Genomic DNA, 16,103 nt, shown 5'->3' with positions numbered 1-16,103 from the left:
TATTATTCCCTTTTTTATTCTGTCTTAACCCTAAAAAATAAAGAAAAGCGGATTGCAATCCGCTTTTCTCACTTTCTAAGATTCAGTTTTTGAAGAATGACACGATATCGCTCAATATCATTATCACGCAAATAATTAAGTAATCCTCTGCGCTGACCTACCATTTTTAACAATCCCCGACGGGAATGATGATCCTTTTTATGCTCTTTCAAATGTTCGGTTAAATAATTAATCCGTTCCGTTAAAATAGCAATTTGAACTTCGGGAGATCCGGTATCGGCTTCATGTAAACGATATTTCCCAATTAAATCTTGCTTTTGTTCTGCTGTCAGCATTATGGTCACCTCCTTTTTTCTCAATATCCCCAATAGCCAAGAGAATCGCCGGAGACTCGATTATCCTCGCCATGGTTCACGTTTGTGGAAAACATTCAAATAACTATATTAGTTTATCACATATGCTTCTCATTGTAAATATAAGAGGAGCTGTCATTACTACGAATACTTGCTTTTCCCCAATATCTGCCGGGCAGCTGCTACATCATTATGAATCTGTTGCTTCAGGGCAGCGGCACTGGAAAAAGTTTTTTCACCGCGAAGCCGCGCGAAAAAATCCAGCGAAATAGTGCTACCATACAAATTCCCGGCAAAATTCAGCAAATGCACTTCTATTCTACGCTCCGTTCCCGCAAAGGTAGGATTGCTTCCGATGTTGGCAACGCCATTAAAAGAATGCTGATCATAAAAAACGGCTACGGCATACACCCCATCGGCCGGTACAACCATTCCGGGAGCAATAGCAAGATTTGCGGTCGGATACCCCAGTAATCCTCCACCCCTTTGATTGCCAGACACCACATTGCCCTGAATACGTAAGGGACGGCCCAGTAATCCGGCTGCCTGAAAAACATCACCATCCGCCGCCAGCTGCCTGATCAAAGTGCTGCTTACCAAATTTTTTTTGGCGTAAACCGGCGGATGTATTTCCACTTGAAAATGACCGGCCTTGCCCGCCGTTTTCAACAGCTCGGGCGTCCCGGCACTTTTATAGCCGAAAGAATAATTAGGCCCGACTACAATATAATCAGGCTGAAGATTGTCCTGTAAAAGTTGCAGAAACGCTTCCGGTGAAAGTTTTAGAAACTGGGGAGTAAAAGGAATAGACAGCAATACATCAACCCCCATGCGGCCGAGTATTTTCTCCTTGTACTCCGAGGTGATAATTTGCAAGGGGCACCGCTCTGGCGCCACAACGGATAATGGATGGTTGCTGAAGGTAAATACAACACTAGTTCCATTTTTTTCCTTGGCATACTCAATTGCACGATTAATGATTCGTTGGTGACCGATATGAACTCCGTCAAAAGTTCCTAAAGCGACGGCAATTCTCTGATATTGCCGGCTTATATTGGTCATTTGGGTCAATACTTCCATACAATTCTCCTCACATATCAACATCAATCCAAAATGCTGCTATAGCAGCGTTTTACCTTGACACGACAAAACTTTCACAGGGATAAGCACTGAAGCACAAGCTGATTTTTTCCCAATCCCCAAAAAAGATTTTTGCTCATCATAAACCCCATATAAAGTTTCACACAATTCTTCACAAAAAATGCTCTTACCATAAGTAAAAGCCTGCGCCTTATCATGAGAAAGGCTGACTTTCGGTAAACAAAGGAATGGATCTGCCAAAAGCAATTCCGGTTTTAGCGCCAGTTCTTCTACCGTCAGCGCATCGGACAATAAAAACTTTCCAACTCTTGTACGAACCAGAAAAGACATCACTGCCGGACAGCCCAGCTTCGTTCCCAGATCCCGGCATAAACTGCGAATATAGGTTCCCTTAGAGCATGTGACGTCAAATAGAATCCCGGTTGGAAATACCTTTAGTAAAGTAATCCGGCTAATTTCAATCTCTCTTGCCGGACGATCAATGCTAATACCGATCCTAGCCAATTCGTACAGCTTCTTTCCATTTACTTTGATAGCAGAATGCATGGGAGGAATTTGCCGGTTAATGCCGGTAAAAGACTGCAGGACGTCCTGCAGCTGTTCTGGCGCCGGCATATCATAGTCGGCAGTATGAATCACTTTGCCGGTGTCGTCACCGGTATCCGTTTCATAGCCGAAAGTTAATTCCACACGATAACTTTTATCGGCGGCGGTGATATACTCAATCAAGCGGGTAGCTTGCCCCAGCGCCACCGGCAAAACTCCGGCGGCGCCAGGATCAAGAGTTCCTCCATGACCAACCCGCTTCATCCCGTAAGTTTTCCGAATAAACGATACGACATCATGGGAAGTCATCCCCGGCGGCTTTAATACGTTGAGCAGCCCTCCCGTCATGCCGGCAGCTCCTGAAGCTGCCGTTTGGCCGCAGCAATTACTTTCCGTTTCGTTTCTTCCACTGTTCCCTTCACGGTACAGCCAGCTGCCCGGATATGTCCCCCGCCGCCAAATTCCAGTGCCAGCCGACTCACATCGGCATTTTTCGAACGGAAGCTGATTCTGCATACACCCGCCTCAACAAATTTAAATAAGATAGCAATTTCTACGCCAACAATGTTGCGCGGATAATTCACCAATCCTTCCGTACTGTCGTCGTCATCCAGTAAAGATTGAGAAATTGTAATAGCAGCAATTTTACCGTTGCAGTAAAGTTCCAGAGTCCCCAGGGCTTTCTGCAGAATCAGTAAGCTGCTGAGCGGCCTGACATCTACATATTCCGAGATGAGATGGGGCTTTACACCGCATTCCACCAGATCAGCGGCATACCGCAGTGTCTGCGCTGAAGTATTGGCATAGCGAAAGAAGCCGCAGTCAGTGGCAATCGCCGTATAAAGGCATACCGCCATATCCGGAGAAATCTGGGCATCCATAAGTTTTAACATAGCCAGAATAACCTCTCCCGTAGCGGCGGCGGCGCTGTCAATATACCAGTAATCAGCAAATTTGGTGTTGGAAATGTGATGATCAATATTTAAAACCGCTGCCTTAACCAGTTTTCCGATTTTACCGATGCGTTCTTCATCGCTGGCATCAAGAATGACCAATAAATCCGCGTCGATCGGCGGCTCAGTCGAACGATGAATTTTTTGAATGCCGGGAAGAAACTCGTATAACACTGGCAGCGTATCATCCAACAGCATTTGAACATTCTTCCCTTTAGCCTCAAGATACTGATAAAGCGCCAGCATAGAACCAAGACTGTCTCCGTCCGGATGAACGTGAGCGGTAATCACAATGGTCTCAGCTTGCAATATGAGATTGGCGGCAGATTGTAACGAACATTCCATATGATTTAATTATCCTCTTCATGTTTAATTTTTAGCAGCAATTCCTGAATCCGTGCACTATAATTTAAAGAATCATCCAAATGCAGCGAAAGCTCCGGCGTAAACCGCAAACGAATCCGCTTCCCAATTTCCGAGCGCAGATAACCAAGCGCATTCTGCAGCCCCGTCCAAGTAGCAGTTTTTTGGTCATCACTGCCCATTAAGCTTAAATATACCTTGGCGCTTCGCAAATCGCCGGTAACATTCACATTCGTAACTGTAACAAACCCAATCCGGGGATCTTTCAACTCAGTCAAAATAATTTTACTGAGCTCCTGCTTTATCAATTCCTGCACTTTTTCAACCCGGAGTTGTCCCATACATTCTCCTCCGTTCCGACAAATTAACTATTTGGCTTAACCTCTTCCATGGCACAAACCTCAATAATGTCGCCTTCTTTTAAATCACGATACTTCTCTACTGAAATACCGCATTCATACCCGGCAGCCACTTCCTTAACATCATCTTTAAACCGCCTCAGCGATTCAAGTTCTCCTTCATGAACCACAATACCGTCACGAATAATTCGAATTTTTGATGTGCTGGTGATTTTACCTTCTAATACATAAGCACCGGCTATTACTACCTTGGATATTGTAAATACTTTTCGAATTTCCACCCGTCCCTGGATAACCTCTTTATATTGAGGAGCAAGCATACCTGTCATGGCTGCCTCGACGTCATTAATCGCCTCATAGATAACTCGGTAGGTCCGAATATCGATTTTTTCAGTTTCCGCCGCCTTCCTGGCATTAGCGTCAGGACGAACATTAAATCCAATAATCAGCGCGTTGGCTGCCGATGCTAACAAAACATCCGACTCATTAATGGCTCCAACCCCGGCATGAACAATGCTGACACGTACTTCCTTATTCGTATTTAAGGCCAAAAGAGACTGATTCAATGCTTCTATAGATCCCTGAACATCAGCCTTAACTACAATATTCAGGTCCTTTATGTTACCTTCCTGAATCTGCTTGAATAAATCATCCAGCGAAACCTTTTGGGATTGCATTAATTCATCCGTACGTTTTTTGGCTATACGCTTTTCCGCTACGGAACGGGCAACTTTTTCTTCAACGGCCGCCAAAACATCACCGGCCTCCGGAACATCGGCCAGTCCCAGCACTTCAACTGGTGTAGAAGGCTCCGCCTTCTTAACTTTTTCACCCCGATCATTGATCATCGCCCGGACTTTGCCATAGGTGGTACCGGCAATAATGGAATCGCCTATCCGCAATGTTCCCTTTTGTACCAGAACTGTGGCTACCGGGCCACGGCCTTTGTCGAGCTGAGCCTCAATAATCGTCCCGAAAGCCGCACGATTGGGATTCGCCTTGATCTCCTGCATCTCTGCAACCAGAAGAATCATGTCCAACAGCTCGGTAATCCCTGTTTTTTGATGGGCGGAAACCGGAACCATGATCGTATCGCCGCCCCAGTCTTCCGGAATCAGGCCATGTTCACCCAGCTGTTGTTTCACACGATCCGGATTAGCTCCAGGCCTATCCATTTTGTTGATGGCAACGATAATTGGGACTTTCGCCGATTTCGCATGATTAATGGCTTCTATCGTTTGCGGCATAACACCGTCATCCGCAGCCACAACCAATACTGCTATATCGGTTACCTGTGCTCCCCTCGCCCTCATAGCAGTGAATGCTTCATGCCCGGGAGTATCCAGAAAAACAATTTTCTTGCCTTGTGATACAACCTGATAGGCTCCGATATGTTGTGTTATACCGCCAGCCTCGTGAGCAGTAACATGGGCCCGGCGAATTACATCCAACAACGATGTTTTACCGTGGTCAACATGGCCCATAACCGTAACAACCGGCGGTCTTAACACTAATGTCGCAGGATCATCTTCAATTTCAGGGATTTCTGTCGGGTCTTCCTCCGGTGGCAGTTCTTCTACCTTAGTCCCAAATTCTCCCGCCAAAATGGTGGCCGTATCCAGATCTACTTCCTGGTTGATGCTTGCCATAATTCCCAGCATCATGAGCTTCTTTATGACTTCTCCCACTTCCCGGCCTATTTTGCCCGCCAGTTCTTTTACAGTTAGCGGGCCGCCCAGTTTAATTAGTTTGGGAGTTGGATGCTCTGTTTTTACGGCAGCTGCCGCTGCCGGACGAGAATGATGGCGGGATGAATACTGTGACTGTTGGCGGTTTTGTGAATAACGTCCCTGGGGACGGTTTTGATTATGAAAATTTTGCTGCCTTTTATTACCATTTCCATTGGTATTGGTATTCACCTGAGTCCGTTGATTTTGCTGAGACTGTCCGGTGGAAGCCGGTTTATGATCCGGGCGCTGCTGATTTCTAAAGCCTGCGTTTGCAGGGCGCGGTTGATTTGAATGCTGCTGGTTTTGTGAAGGCCGTGGCTGTTGTGTTCCTTGTCCATAATTTCTTTGAGTTTGTGATGGACGCTGTGCCTGATTATTCGCCGTTCTTGTTTGCTGATATGACTGCGACTGTTGTTTCGGTTGATTTGAATGGTTCCTTTGCGGCTGGGAGTACTGTTGTTGTCGCTGACTATTAGTAGGTCTTTGCTGCGGCGATGTGGAAGCTTTATTTTCGCGTGACAGCTTAGCACTCGCTTGCTGATTCTGAGCGGTAACCGGTTTATTGCCTCCAGCAGTTTGTTCCGGAACATCCGTCTTTCTGGCAAAAGTCCGATTTACAATCGCCTTCGCTTCATCATCGACGCTGCTCATATGATTTTTTGCTACCATGTTATTACGAGCCAAAATATCTATAATTACTTTACTTGTTGTATTAAACTCCTTAGCGAGTTCGTATATTCTATATTTGGACATTGATCCACCCCCGATTTTCTTTCTCTCCCGTTTCAATTATTGCAGCAAAGCGTCTGCTACAATCCGGCTAAATCCCTCATCAATAATTGCCACTACCGCACGGTTGGCCTTGCCAATACACAAGCCCATTTGCTGTTTTGATAGTCCCTCATAAATTGGTATCTTATAATAGGCTGCCATATCATGGTAATTTTTTTTTGTACTTTCCGAAGAGTCTGACGCAACGACTACTATCTTCGCCTTACCGGCTCGAACCGCCTTTTCCACTGCCAGTTCCCCAGATACTATTTTACCCGCCTTTTGTGCCAATCCTAAAAGGGACGTTAGCTTTTTTTCCTTCATATTTTTTCAATTTGAATACGCAATTGTTCATATATCCCGGGATCAATCTCCTGTTTCAGCGCCCGTTCCAGTCTTTTTTCTTTAAAGGCTTTTGCCAGGCATTGTTCACCGGCGCATACATACGCACCACGTCCTGACTTTTTGCCGGTAACATCCAGCAGGATTTCCCCTTCCGGTGTCCGAACAACACGCATTAATTCTTTTTTATTCTTCATTTGCTGGCAACCGACACACATCCGTTGAGGAATTTTTTTTTGTGCCATGGCTATTACTCCTCCTGTGTCACAGCTTGAGCTTGGGATTCGCTCTTGATGTCAATCTTCCAACCGGTTAACTTGGCAGCAAGTCTGGCATTCTGACCTTCCTTGCCAATAGCTAATGATAATTGATAATCCGGCACTACTACTTTAGATACTTTTTCAACCTCATTTACTTCTACCGCAACCACTTTAGCCGGACTTAACGCATTTGCTATATATTTAGCAGGATCCGTATTCCATTTCACAATGTCAATTTTTTCTCCTTTTAATTCATTGACAATCGTCTGAACCCGCATTCCTTTATGACCGACACAAGCCCCAACCGGATCCACATTTTCATCCCGTGAATAGACGGCAATTTTAGAACGCATACCCGGCTCACGAGCCACTGATTTAATTTCAACAACCCCATCATGGATCTCCGGCACTTCCAGTTCAAATAGCCGTTTCAACAGTCCCGGATGAGTCCGTGAGACTAAAATCTGCGGCCCTTTCGTCGTCTTTTTAACTTCAATGATATAGGTTTTTAATCGATCTCCATGTTTGTAAACTTCACCGGCAATTTGCTCGGAAGGAGCTAAAATTGCTTCTGCCTTTCCCAGATCAATAAATACATTCTTTTGTTCCATCCGCTGGACAATACCGGTCAGGATATCGCTTTCCCTGTTGGAAAATTCTTCATAAATAATACCTCGTTCTGCTTCGCGAATCCGCTGCACAACAACCTGTTTTGCCGTTTGCGCAGCGATGCGTCCGAAATTTTTCGGAGTGACTTCTACTTCGACGATATCGTCCAGCTCATAGCGGGCATCTATCGCCCGTGCTTCCGTCAAATCCATTTCCAGCCGCGAATCGGTTAGTGTCTCTACAACAGTTTTTCGCGCATAAACATGAATCTCCCCTGTCTCACGATCCAACGATACCCTTACGTTTTGCGCCGAACCAAAGTTACGCTTGTAAGCTGAAATCAGCGCCGCTTCGATCGCATCAAACAAAATTTCAGGTGCAATCCCCTTTTCTTTTCCTAATTGCTCAAAGGCCTGCATAAATTCCGCGTTCACCCATAATTCCCCCTATTCAATTTTCCCTATTTTAAAAATCTATGTATAGCCTAACTTGTGCTGTCTTTGCTTTCGGTATATCCAGCTTGATTCCGTCAATATCAAGGTGAATCTCACCGTCACTCAATCCTTTGAGTGTACCGACAATGGTTTTCTTCCCGTCAATCGGCGCAAAAGTACTAATTTCCACTTTATCTCCGACATGCCGAACAAAATCTTTCTCTTTTTTTAGGACGCGGTCAAGCCCTGGTGAAGAAACTTCCAAATAGTAGCTTTCCGGAATCGGATCGATTTCATCTAGCTTTGCCTCTAGCTTTTCGCTCACCATCTGACAGTCTTCGACTTCAATCCCATCGGTTTTATCTAAAAAAACGCGTAAATACCAATCGTGTTCTTTTATGTATTCCACATCGACTAATTCCAATTCAGTATCCTGAATTATCTCAAGTACAAGTTTTTCAACCAAAGTTTCAACTTTTTCTCTTGACATGCCAATTACCTCCTGACTAAGAAAATCCTTCTATCCTTAGTGTTGCCTAACAGCATATTACCTTATACCTTGATTAAAACCGAAGAACTAACAATAATAAGATGAAAGAGTGGGTTTTTCTACCCACTCTTAGACGCACAGCCACAATTATCATTTCAATTATAGCACTGAGGAATTTCTTTTACAACAAAAAACTTGTCATTCCTTTTATTAAGCGAATAGAATCATTTGATCGGTCTCCGGCAAATCATCCAGGCAGCCGTGACCTTTTAATATATCAATGACTGTTTTTGATATATGACTCCGTATCCTTAAATCTTCAGCCGAAGAAAAATGATGTTCCTGCCGAGCCGCCACTATATTCCGAGCCGCATTATCGCCAACGCCCTGTAATGCAGCTAGCGGCGGCAGCAAGCCCTCATCGCAAAGCAAAAATTTAGTGGCATCCGACTGATACAAATCAACCCGGCGAAATTGGAACCCTCGCAAAATCATTTCCAATGCCAGTTCCAGAATCGTTTGTAGCCCCTTTTCTTTCGCGGTCATTGCATTGCCTTTTTGTTCAAATTCCCTCAATTGGGATCGCAAAGCATTTTCTCCTTGAAGGATAAGATCCGCATCAAATTCTGTAGCCCGGACAGAAAAATACGATGCATAAAACGCCTTAGGATGATGCACTTTACAATAGGCAATTCGATACGCCATCATAACATAGGCCACAGCGTGAGCTTTAGGAAACATATATTTAATCTTTTGACAAGATTCCACATACCATTCTGGAACGTCTTTTTCCCGCATTTTTTCAACGTCTTCCGGTTTCACGCCCTTGCCTTTACGGACACATTCCATGATTTTAAAGGCAAGCTGCGGTTCTACTCCTTTATGGATTAGATAGAGCATAATATCATCCCGTGCCGAAATGGCTTCTGACAGCTTCGCGGTCCCGTTCTTTATCAAATCCTGGGCATTATTAAGCCAGACGTCCGTACCGTGGGAAAAGCCGCTGATACGAACCAGTTCACTGAATGTCTTGGGCATAGTGTCCTCCAGCATCTGGCGGACAAATTTGGTGCCGAATTCCGGAATACCGAATGTTCCTACTTTGCTGCCAAGCTGCTCGGCTGTAACGTTCAATGCCTGGGGTGAGCAAAATAAGCTCATAGTTGCCGCATCGTCAAAGGGTATATTTTTGGCATCAAGGCCGGTTAAGTCTTCCAACATGCGAATAACCGTAGGATCATCATGCCCCAGTATGTCCAATTTTACCAAACGGCTGCTGATAGAATGATAGTCAAAATGAGTCGTTATTGTGGTTGAATTTTTATCATCGGCCGGCCGCTGAATCGGGGTAAAATGATGAACATCCATATCCCGGGGAATAACCATAATGCCGCCGGGATGCTGCCCGGTTGTCCGTTTCACGCCCGTACAGCCGGCCACTAAACTGTTAATATAAGCATTACGCGGAATAATGCCCTTGTCAGTAAAATAGTTCTTGACATAGCCATAAGCCGTTTTATCCGCGATTGTAGCAATTGTTCCCGCCCGGAATACATTATCCTTGCCAAATAATTCTTCTGTATATTTGTGGGCAACCGGCTGATAATCGCCGGAAAAGTTTAAGTCAATATCGGGAACTTTATCGCCATGGAATCCCATAAAAACAGCAAAAGGAATATCATGTCCATCCTTTTTCATGGGAATGTGGCAATTGGGGCATTCCTTGTCCGGAAGATCAAAACCGCTGCCAACACTGCCGTCGGTAACGAATTCGGAGTGCTTGCATTTCTCGCAGCGCCAGTGAGGCGGCAGGGAATTCACCTCGGTAATATTGGTCATGGTAGCTACAAAGGAAGATCCTACCGAGCCACGGGATCCGACCAAATATCCGTCATCAAGGGATTTTTTCACCAATTTGTGGGCAATCAAATACAATACGGCAAACCCATGATTGATAATAGAATCCAATTCTGTTTTTAATCGTGTGGCTACGATTTCCGGTAATGGGTTGCCGTAAAGTTCTTCTGCTCGTTGATAGGACATAGAACTGATCTGTTCTTCCGCTCCGGGAATTTGGGGAGAATACAATTCATCCGGTATAGGTTTGATTGTTTCAATTCGCTCATTAATGCGGCGGGGATTTTCGATTACAATCTCCTGAGCCTTTTCCTGCCCCAGATAAGAAAATTCCGCCAGCATTTCCTCCGTAGTCCGGAAAAACAACGGAGGCTGGTGATCCGCATCTGCATACCCCTTGCCGGTCATTAAAATCCGCCGGTAAATTTCATCTTCCGGATTCAGAAAATGGACATCACAAGTTGCCACAACCAGTTTCCCCAGTTTTTCCCCCAGCTCACATACCTTTCGGTTAATCTGCTGCAAAGCATTATCATCCGCTACTTTGCCTTCCCGCACCAAAAAAGCGTTATTGCCAATCGGCTGTATTTCCAGATAATCGTAAAAAGCAGCAATTTTAAGCAGTTCTTCTTCGCTGGCATCATGAAGGATGGCCTGAATCAATTCCCCGGCTTCACAGGCCGATCCGAACAGCAGTCCCTCTCGGTATTCCGCCAGAATGGTGCGTGGTATCCGCGGCGTGCGATGCAAATATTTCAAATGGGATAAAGAGACTAAACGGTATAAATTGCGCAATCCAATCATATTTTGCGCTAAAATAACGATATGCCGCGCTTGGTTAATATCATTTTCAAACAAGTAGCCTTCCATGCCGTAAATCACTTTTATACCCGTCTTGGCAGCAACATCCTGTGCCTCGGGGAAGGCTTGTATCACTCCGTGATCCGTTATCGCAATCGCCGGATGGCCCCATTTGGCTGCTGTCTGGATCAGCTGTTTTGCTGAAACCACAGCATCCATATTGCTCATCTGGGTATGGGCATGAAGTTCCAGCCGGGTGACCGCCGCGTTATCCTGCCGCTGCTCTAGTTCCACCCGCAGCATACTATCGGCAAACATCGCCAATTCATTGGAATATTTGTCGTACTGCACACTTCCTTTTACCTTGACTGTCATGCCCTGGCTTAAGGCAGCTTCTACCTTTTGCCCCTGCTCCTTGTCATCAAAAAACACTTTGCCGCTGATGCCGTCGTCCCGATCGCTAATATCAAAAGTAAGTAATCTCCTTCCCGAACGCAATTCCCGCATCTCATAGTTTATCATTTGTCCTTGAATAACAATATTGCGCCCTTCGTCCTGAATCATGCTGATCGGTTGGGGCGAATCTTTAATTTTCCGTCCGAAAATCAACGGATTATCGGCAGCCCTTTTGGTACTTGGCGTCAGGCATTCTGTTAAAGCTTCCAAATATTCGGGAGTTAATAAATCTTCCTCGCAAGTATTATTGCACTCTGCGGCTGAAGTGATACACTCTACTTCGCAATGCTGATGAAACTCCGCCAAAATATAAGACTGCATATTATGGATAATGCCATATTCCGTCATCAGTTCACCGGAAAGATCACCGGACGTTTCGATCGTTAATGTTGTCCCCTGCAAATGCCAGTCGGCAGCAACCAGCAAATGTTTTAAGGCCGGGTTGTCTTTGGCAACCTGTCCGATAAAGCTTTCCCATTCCTGTTCCAGGTAACGTGCTAATGTTTTAATATTTTGCTTAAGCTCAACTTTGTTCAGCCCGCAACGATTACAAAGCTGTTTTGCAATCCGGTTCACCAGTTGTTGCGGGATTTTCTGCGGCGCGTCCACGCAAATAAGCCAAGAACTAGTCGAGGTGTCTACCTCAACCTTCGACACCCGGCATCTTTCCATAAGTTCTTTATCACTGGCTGAGAACATCATATCTGCCAAAAAAAAGTTCAAATCTTTATCACAATCCGGTATGATACAATAACTATACATAGTAGAACCCTCTTTTACCTCAGCTTCAAAAACCATATAATAAAATAATAACACGCAATGATTAACACTAAATTATGAATCGGTGAGGCGCACATATGAACATTCAAATCTTTGGAACAAAAAAATGCCAGGAAACAAAAAAAGCGCAACGTTATTTTAAAGAAAGAAACATTAAATTCCAATTTATCGACTTAACGATAACAGGCCTTAGCAAAGGCGAATTAAATCGTGTCAAATCAGTAATCGGAATCACTCATTTAATCGATACGGAAAGTAAAGAATATCAAAAACGCAATTTGAAATATATCATTCATGATATTGAAACAGTACTTTTACAGAATCCATTGTTATACAAAACTCCTATTGTTCGAAACGGCACCCAGGCTACCGTCGGCTATCAGCCCGACATATGGAAGAAATGGCAATAATATTAACCCCGGCATGTCGTCGGGGTTAATATTATTTTAAACCATTCCGCCGCTACAGTGCTACATGAAACTAACCTGCCTGCTGCGAAAAGAGTTTTCAATGACCGCTTCAATAACTCTCCCTGCTGTCAATGATTTCGGTACATCAATAATTCTTTGATTCGCCGAACCACGAAAAGCTAAACTTAAATCCTTTTGTGCGGCAATAAAAGGCCCATCCACCAAAACATCAATCAGGTTCATCACCGGCAGAGAAAGCACCTCTTCAAACACGAAACCGGTATAAACCCATATATCTATTTGGGGCTTTTGCTGTTTAAGCAAAGAAACTACATGTAACAGCGCTTCCGCTTGGGCCAGTGGATCACCGCCACTAAAAGTAACCCCTTTATGAAGCGGCGAAAGCTTACTCAGCAGCAAATCTACAAATTCGTTCTCACTGATTTCTTTTCCACCAGTCATAGTAAGCAGATTCGGGTTATGACAGCCTTCACAGTGTCTGGGACAGCCTTGAAAAAAAGCCGTCACCCGAATTCCTAATCCATCAACAACGGATTCATCGATTATATCTGCATAACGGAGCATTGAGGTCATCCTTTCTAAATCATACGGCCAAATATGAACCACACGTTCTTTAAACTCAGCATTCCGCCGCATTAAATCGTTCTACCGCACTCAGGCAACCGGTAATTCTCCGAACTCTTCTAATCGATGCAGCATTGCAGGACGGGCAAAAATCAGAATCAATAAGGCTCTTTTTTTGTCTGGGTTTTCATCAGGGCTTCCAGTTCCTGCATAAAGTTGTTGATGTCGGCAAATTGACGATAAACCGAAGCAAACCGTACGTATGCAACCTGATCAATCTCTTTCAGATACTGCATGACCATTTCACCAATCAATTGACTCGAAACTTCCCGCTCCATGGTATTACGAATTTCCTTTTCTACCTTTTCGGCTAATGCTTCCATCGTACTGATTGGTATGGGCCGTTTTTGGCAAGCTCGCAGTATCCCGTTTAAAATTTTAGACCGGTCAAATATAACTCGCCGGCCGTCTTTTTTCACCACCATCAGTGGCAGCTGCTCAACGACCTCATAGGTAGTAAAGCGCCGCCCACAAGTAAAACACTCCCGCCGGCGCCGAATGGAACTTCCCTCTTCCGCTGCACGGGAATCAATTACCTTGCTCTCGTCACATCCACAAAACGGACAACGCACAATTTATGCCCCCATTGCTTATTCCTGCTGTTATTTGGTATAATACCAATAGCTTCTTCTTATCTTACCACATATTGTATTTATCTAGTTATTGATTACGCTATATATTGTATTATTCCTGCTAAAAATTAATTTTTTTACTTGTTTTTAAAAAAATCTCTAACCTCATAGTTCAAGGTTAGAGATTTTTTTTACTCATGTTGAGTGAGTTCAGCGAAAGCTGCTGTTTCCACTAAAATAACATCAAACCCAATTTTTTTAATCTTTTCCCATGGTATTACAATGTCTTCATTTCGCCCAAACAAGCCCAAAAATTTGCCTGCGCCTGGTACAACGATAGCCGTTAGTTTACCGGCATCCACATCAATTTCTATATCCGTTATGGTGCCAAGCCGTTTGCCATCCAGTACATTAATGACCTCTTTTAACTTCAGGTCAGATACACATACGATAACGTCTCCCATTTCCGCACCCCCGCTACATTATATTTTAGATAATGTGAATTATGCAGAAATGCGCAAAGCAGGATTAGGGCATTTTTCTTCATTATATGTCAAGGCGTTACTATTATAAAACGTCTTATACCGTAGTATAGGCGATTGTTTAACATTTTTTACTTGATCCAAAAATACTTCTTAATAGACTAATAATTGGTGAAAAAATGAGCGCTATGACTCCTGCAACGAATATGAAAGGATAAGCTAGGACTCCTAGAAATTGTAATAGAAATTGACCAATTTTCTTAAACATATCATTCCACATCCTTTTATTTAACTGGAATTAGATTAATTAAATCATACTATAATAGTGGTATTTTGTAAATAATAATTACTAACTACCTTAAAGCGGCAAAAGGTAAAAAATCCCGGCAGCATTATGCCGGGATAAAAAAAGTGGATATAAATATTAGGATGTTTACGATCTATAAGCGGTGATTATTAAAATTAATTTTGAATCTGGACGGCTCTTTCACTTGATACCCTTTCTTTGTAACATTTTTTGATATTCATTTAATAATTCATCTAAGCGTCTGCTAAGTGCTAAAACTTCTGGATCAATAAAACTTTTTCCGCAGCTGTTTTCGTTTAGAGTGTGCCGTAATGCTTCAATCTGACTTATCATCTCTTTCTTATTCATACAAAATCCCCCCTTTCTCCCGTCAGAATACCAGAAAGGGCTAAAGGATTTTGCCGTTTACTATCTAACCATCAAATTTCATATTTTTTTTGTATTACCCTGCATTGTTATTGCTTTTATTGCTTTAGGTATAAAAAAAGCGCCCCAAAGGACGCCTCATTTACCATTTTTATACATTATTCGGCAAAAAGAGACTTCCTTGACAAAAAATACTGTTCTCTCATTGCCGCACTGAAAACGGCACCATCCGGGCCCCCGTCCAATGATACCGCGAAGTGCTGATTCTATGGGTTTTGCTAGTGGACTGATTTTGTGCTAATTCGAACGCTTAGTCTGATAAATATTCAAATCTTGGCACTATTTTATCATCATGTTCAACGGTTTCTACAAACATTTTCAATGGCCTTGCCCATATCTTTTGCTCACCATACAACGCTTTGTATATTACTAGTGGCTCTTCAGTTTCGCTATGAATGGCAACAAACAACACTTGATACATGTTACCTTTGAAATGTTTGTATTTACCGGGCTTTATTTCGTTCATTCGCTCTCTCCTTGTAATATAGAATAATGTTATTATATCAGTTTGCATTGCAAAGGTAAAAGCTCCCCGGAGGGCGCAAAATAATCTTATCTATTTATGAAAAGTGATTTCAAAATTATCTCTATATATGATACTATAAAGCTAGCTAAGAAAAATATTAACAAATACATAAAGAGGAGGTCAATCATTGGGTTAGGTAGAGTTCTTTAAGCTAACATTCCTTTAAACATATTCTACCCAAATTCAATCAGCCATAACATGAAAAAGATACTTGTTGGATTTGTTCTTCTGACATTAGCAAGCATTGCGATTCAAAGCGCCTACAAAAATACTTTTACCACTGCAATTATGATCGTGCTATGTGTTATATCTTCGCTTCTAATCATTAAGGACTTAAGTTAAGCAATCTGGTAATATGTCAAGCCCGAAAAAATAAAGAATTGTAAACGAATTCTGAAAAGAACGTACACTTAATAAGCCTTTTCCATAGCCGAAAAGAAAAGGTAATATATGGGAATGTTAAGCTTGGCTTACTCCACTTTGAGAGTAAAGCTGATGCTTGGCCAGCAATCCAAAAATCAGCCGAACAA

At 43.3% G+C, this 16,103-nt stretch carries 17 protein-coding genes; 1 reads left to right on the top strand and 16 read right to left on the bottom strand.

Annotated features, from left to right (window positions below; genetic code table 11):
* Nucleotides 1–68 precede the first annotated feature (68 nt).
* The 11 genes from rpsO to ABFC84_00035 all read right to left on the bottom strand — a co-directional run bounded on the left by rpsO (nucleotide 69) and on the right by ABFC84_00035 (nucleotide 12,187).
* Nucleotides 69–335: a 30S ribosomal protein S15 gene (gene rpsO, locus ABFC84_00085; protein MEN6411145.1), complete on the bottom strand. Its 267-nt coding sequence runs from the start codon at nucleotides 333–335 to the stop codon at nucleotides 69–71.
* Between the two features lie 159 nt (nucleotides 336–494).
* A complete protein-coding gene (locus tag ABFC84_00080; protein MEN6411144.1) occupies nucleotides 495–1,433 on the bottom strand; it encodes a bifunctional riboflavin kinase/FAD synthetase in 939 nt (312 codons plus the stop codon).
* A 39-nt stretch (nucleotides 1,434–1,472) separates the two neighbouring features.
* Complete coding sequence (gene truB / locus ABFC84_00075; protein ID MEN6411143.1) at nucleotides 1,473–2,348, bottom strand: tRNA pseudouridine(55) synthase TruB; 876 nt, start codon at nucleotides 2,346–2,348, stop codon at nucleotides 1,473–1,475.
* Nucleotides 2,345–3,298, bottom strand: coding sequence for a bifunctional oligoribonuclease/PAP phosphatase NrnA (locus ABFC84_00070; protein MEN6411142.1), 954 nt, complete (start codon nucleotides 3,296–3,298; stop codon nucleotides 2,345–2,347). The genes truB and ABFC84_00070 overlap by 4 nt, the downstream gene beginning before the upstream one ends.
* Nucleotides 3,299–3,303: 5 nt before the next feature.
* On the bottom strand, nucleotides 3,304–3,657 hold the full coding sequence (gene rbfA, locus ABFC84_00065; GenBank protein ID MEN6411141.1) for a 30S ribosome-binding factor RbfA: 354 nt from the start codon (nucleotides 3,655–3,657) through the stop codon (nucleotides 3,304–3,306).
* Between the two features lie 23 nt (nucleotides 3,658–3,680).
* A complete protein-coding gene (gene infB / locus ABFC84_00060; GenBank protein ID MEN6411140.1) occupies nucleotides 3,681–6,158 on the bottom strand; it encodes a translation initiation factor IF-2 in 2,478 nt (825 codons plus the stop codon).
* 36 nt (nucleotides 6,159–6,194) lie between these two features.
* Entirely contained in the window at nucleotides 6,195–6,500 is a 306-nt protein-coding gene (locus ABFC84_00055; GenBank protein ID MEN6411139.1) for a ribosomal L7Ae/L30e/S12e/Gadd45 family protein, read from the bottom strand.
* Nucleotides 6,497–6,763: a YlxR family protein gene (locus tag ABFC84_00050; GenBank protein ID MEN6411138.1), complete on the bottom strand. Its 267-nt coding sequence runs from the start codon at nucleotides 6,761–6,763 to the stop codon at nucleotides 6,497–6,499. The genes ABFC84_00055 and ABFC84_00050 overlap by 4 nt, the downstream gene beginning before the upstream one ends.
* Before the next feature lie 5 nt (nucleotides 6,764–6,768).
* A complete protein-coding gene (gene nusA, locus ABFC84_00045; protein MEN6411137.1) occupies nucleotides 6,769–7,821 on the bottom strand; it encodes a transcription termination factor NusA in 1,053 nt (350 codons plus the stop codon).
* A 31-nt stretch (nucleotides 7,822–7,852) separates the two neighbouring features.
* Complete coding sequence (gene rimP / locus ABFC84_00040; protein ID MEN6411136.1) at nucleotides 7,853–8,311, bottom strand: ribosome maturation factor RimP; 459 nt, start codon at nucleotides 8,309–8,311, stop codon at nucleotides 7,853–7,855.
* Nucleotides 8,312–8,521: 210 nt separating this feature from the next.
* Nucleotides 8,522–12,187: a PolC-type DNA polymerase III gene (locus ABFC84_00035; protein ID MEN6411135.1), complete on the bottom strand. Its 3,666-nt coding sequence runs from the start codon at nucleotides 12,185–12,187 to the stop codon at nucleotides 8,522–8,524.
* 95 nt (nucleotides 12,188–12,282) lie between these two features.
* On the opposite strand from ABFC84_00035, the gene ABFC84_00030 reads away from it, so the two are divergent.
* Nucleotides 12,283–12,615, top strand: coding sequence for an ArsC/Spx/MgsR family protein (locus ABFC84_00030; GenBank protein MEN6411134.1), 333 nt, complete (start codon nucleotides 12,283–12,285; stop codon nucleotides 12,613–12,615).
* A gap of 60 nt (nucleotides 12,616–12,675) precedes the next feature.
* Here the strand turns inward: ABFC84_00030 and nrdG are convergent, their stop codons facing one another.
* The 5 genes from nrdG to ABFC84_00005 form a co-directional block, all read right to left on the bottom strand.
* Nucleotides 12,676–13,272 (bottom strand): anaerobic ribonucleoside-triphosphate reductase activating protein, encoded by a 597-nt coding sequence (nrdG, locus tag ABFC84_00025; GenBank protein ID MEN6411133.1) that lies wholly within the window; start codon nucleotides 13,270–13,272, stop codon nucleotides 12,676–12,678.
* Nucleotides 13,273–13,358: 86 nt separating this feature from the next.
* On the bottom strand, nucleotides 13,359–13,832 hold the full coding sequence (nrdR, locus tag ABFC84_00020) for a transcriptional regulator NrdR (protein MEN6411132.1): 474 nt from the start codon (nucleotides 13,830–13,832) through the stop codon (nucleotides 13,359–13,361).
* A 191-nt stretch (nucleotides 13,833–14,023) separates the two neighbouring features.
* Complete coding sequence (locus ABFC84_00015; GenBank protein MEN6411131.1) at nucleotides 14,024–14,296, bottom strand: YlmC/YmxH family sporulation protein; 273 nt, start codon at nucleotides 14,294–14,296, stop codon at nucleotides 14,024–14,026.
* Between the two features lie 505 nt (nucleotides 14,297–14,801).
* Complete coding sequence (locus ABFC84_00010; protein MEN6411130.1) at nucleotides 14,802–14,969, bottom strand: aspartyl-phosphate phosphatase Spo0E family protein; 168 nt, start codon at nucleotides 14,967–14,969, stop codon at nucleotides 14,802–14,804.
* Nucleotides 14,970–15,297: 328 nt separating this feature from the next.
* Nucleotides 15,298–15,513 (bottom strand): DUF1653 domain-containing protein, encoded by a 216-nt coding sequence (locus tag ABFC84_00005; protein ID MEN6411129.1) that lies wholly within the window; start codon nucleotides 15,511–15,513, stop codon nucleotides 15,298–15,300.
* Nucleotides 15,514–16,103: the final 590 nt, after the last annotated feature.

Source organism: Veillonellales bacterium, assembly GCA_039680175.1.
Taxonomy (GTDB): domain Bacteria; phylum Bacillota; class Negativicutes; order JAAYSF01; family JAAYSF01; genus JBDKTO01.
This window is presented reverse-complemented; position numbering and strand designations above follow the sequence as displayed.

Excerpts from the sequence above, each read along its gene's own strand:
- rimP (MEN6411136.1), bottom strand. The coding sequence starts at position 8,311 with ATGTCAAGAGAAAAAGTTGAAACTTTGGTTGAAAAACTTGTACTTGAG.
- ABFC84_00080 (MEN6411144.1), bottom strand. The coding sequence starts at position 1,433 with ATGGAAGTATTGACCCAAATGACCAATATAAGCCGGCAATATCAGAGA.
- ABFC84_00010 (MEN6411130.1), bottom strand. The coding sequence starts at position 14,969 with ATGAATAAGAAAGAGATGATAAGTCAGATTGAAGCATTACGGCACACT.
- nrdG (MEN6411133.1), bottom strand. The coding sequence starts at position 13,272 with ATGCGGCGGAATGCTGAGTTTAAAGAACGTGTGGTTCATATTTGGCCG.
- truB (MEN6411143.1), bottom strand. The coding sequence starts at position 2,348 with ATGACGGGAGGGCTGCTCAACGTATTAAAGCCGCCGGGGATGACTTCC.
- ABFC84_00050 (MEN6411138.1), bottom strand. The coding sequence starts at position 6,763 with ATGGCACAAAAAAAAATTCCTCAACGGATGTGTGTCGGTTGCCAGCAA.
- ABFC84_00070 (MEN6411142.1), bottom strand. The coding sequence starts at position 3,298 with ATGGAATGTTCGTTACAATCTGCCGCCAATCTCATATTGCAAGCTGAG.
- rbfA (MEN6411141.1), bottom strand. The coding sequence starts at position 3,657 with ATGGGACAACTCCGGGTTGAAAAAGTGCAGGAATTGATAAAGCAGGAG.
- ABFC84_00035 (MEN6411135.1), bottom strand. The coding sequence starts at position 12,187 with ATGTATAGTTATTGTATCATACCGGATTGTGATAAAGATTTGAACTTT.
- rpsO (MEN6411145.1), bottom strand. The coding sequence starts at position 335 with ATGCTGACAGCAGAACAAAAGCAAGATTTAATTGGGAAATATCGTTTA.
- ABFC84_00030 (MEN6411134.1), top strand. The coding sequence starts at position 12,283 with ATGAACATTCAAATCTTTGGAACAAAAAAATGCCAGGAAACAAAAAAA.
- ABFC84_00005 (MEN6411129.1), bottom strand. The coding sequence starts at position 15,513 with ATGAACGAAATAAAGCCCGGTAAATACAAACATTTCAAAGGTAACATG.
- ABFC84_00055 (MEN6411139.1), bottom strand. The coding sequence starts at position 6,500 with ATGAAGGAAAAAAAGCTAACGTCCCTTTTAGGATTGGCACAAAAGGCG.
- infB (MEN6411140.1), bottom strand. The coding sequence starts at position 6,158 with ATGTCCAAATATAGAATATACGAACTCGCTAAGGAGTTTAATACAACA.
- ABFC84_00015 (MEN6411131.1), bottom strand. The coding sequence starts at position 14,296 with ATGGGAGACGTTATCGTATGTGTATCTGACCTGAAGTTAAAAGAGGTC.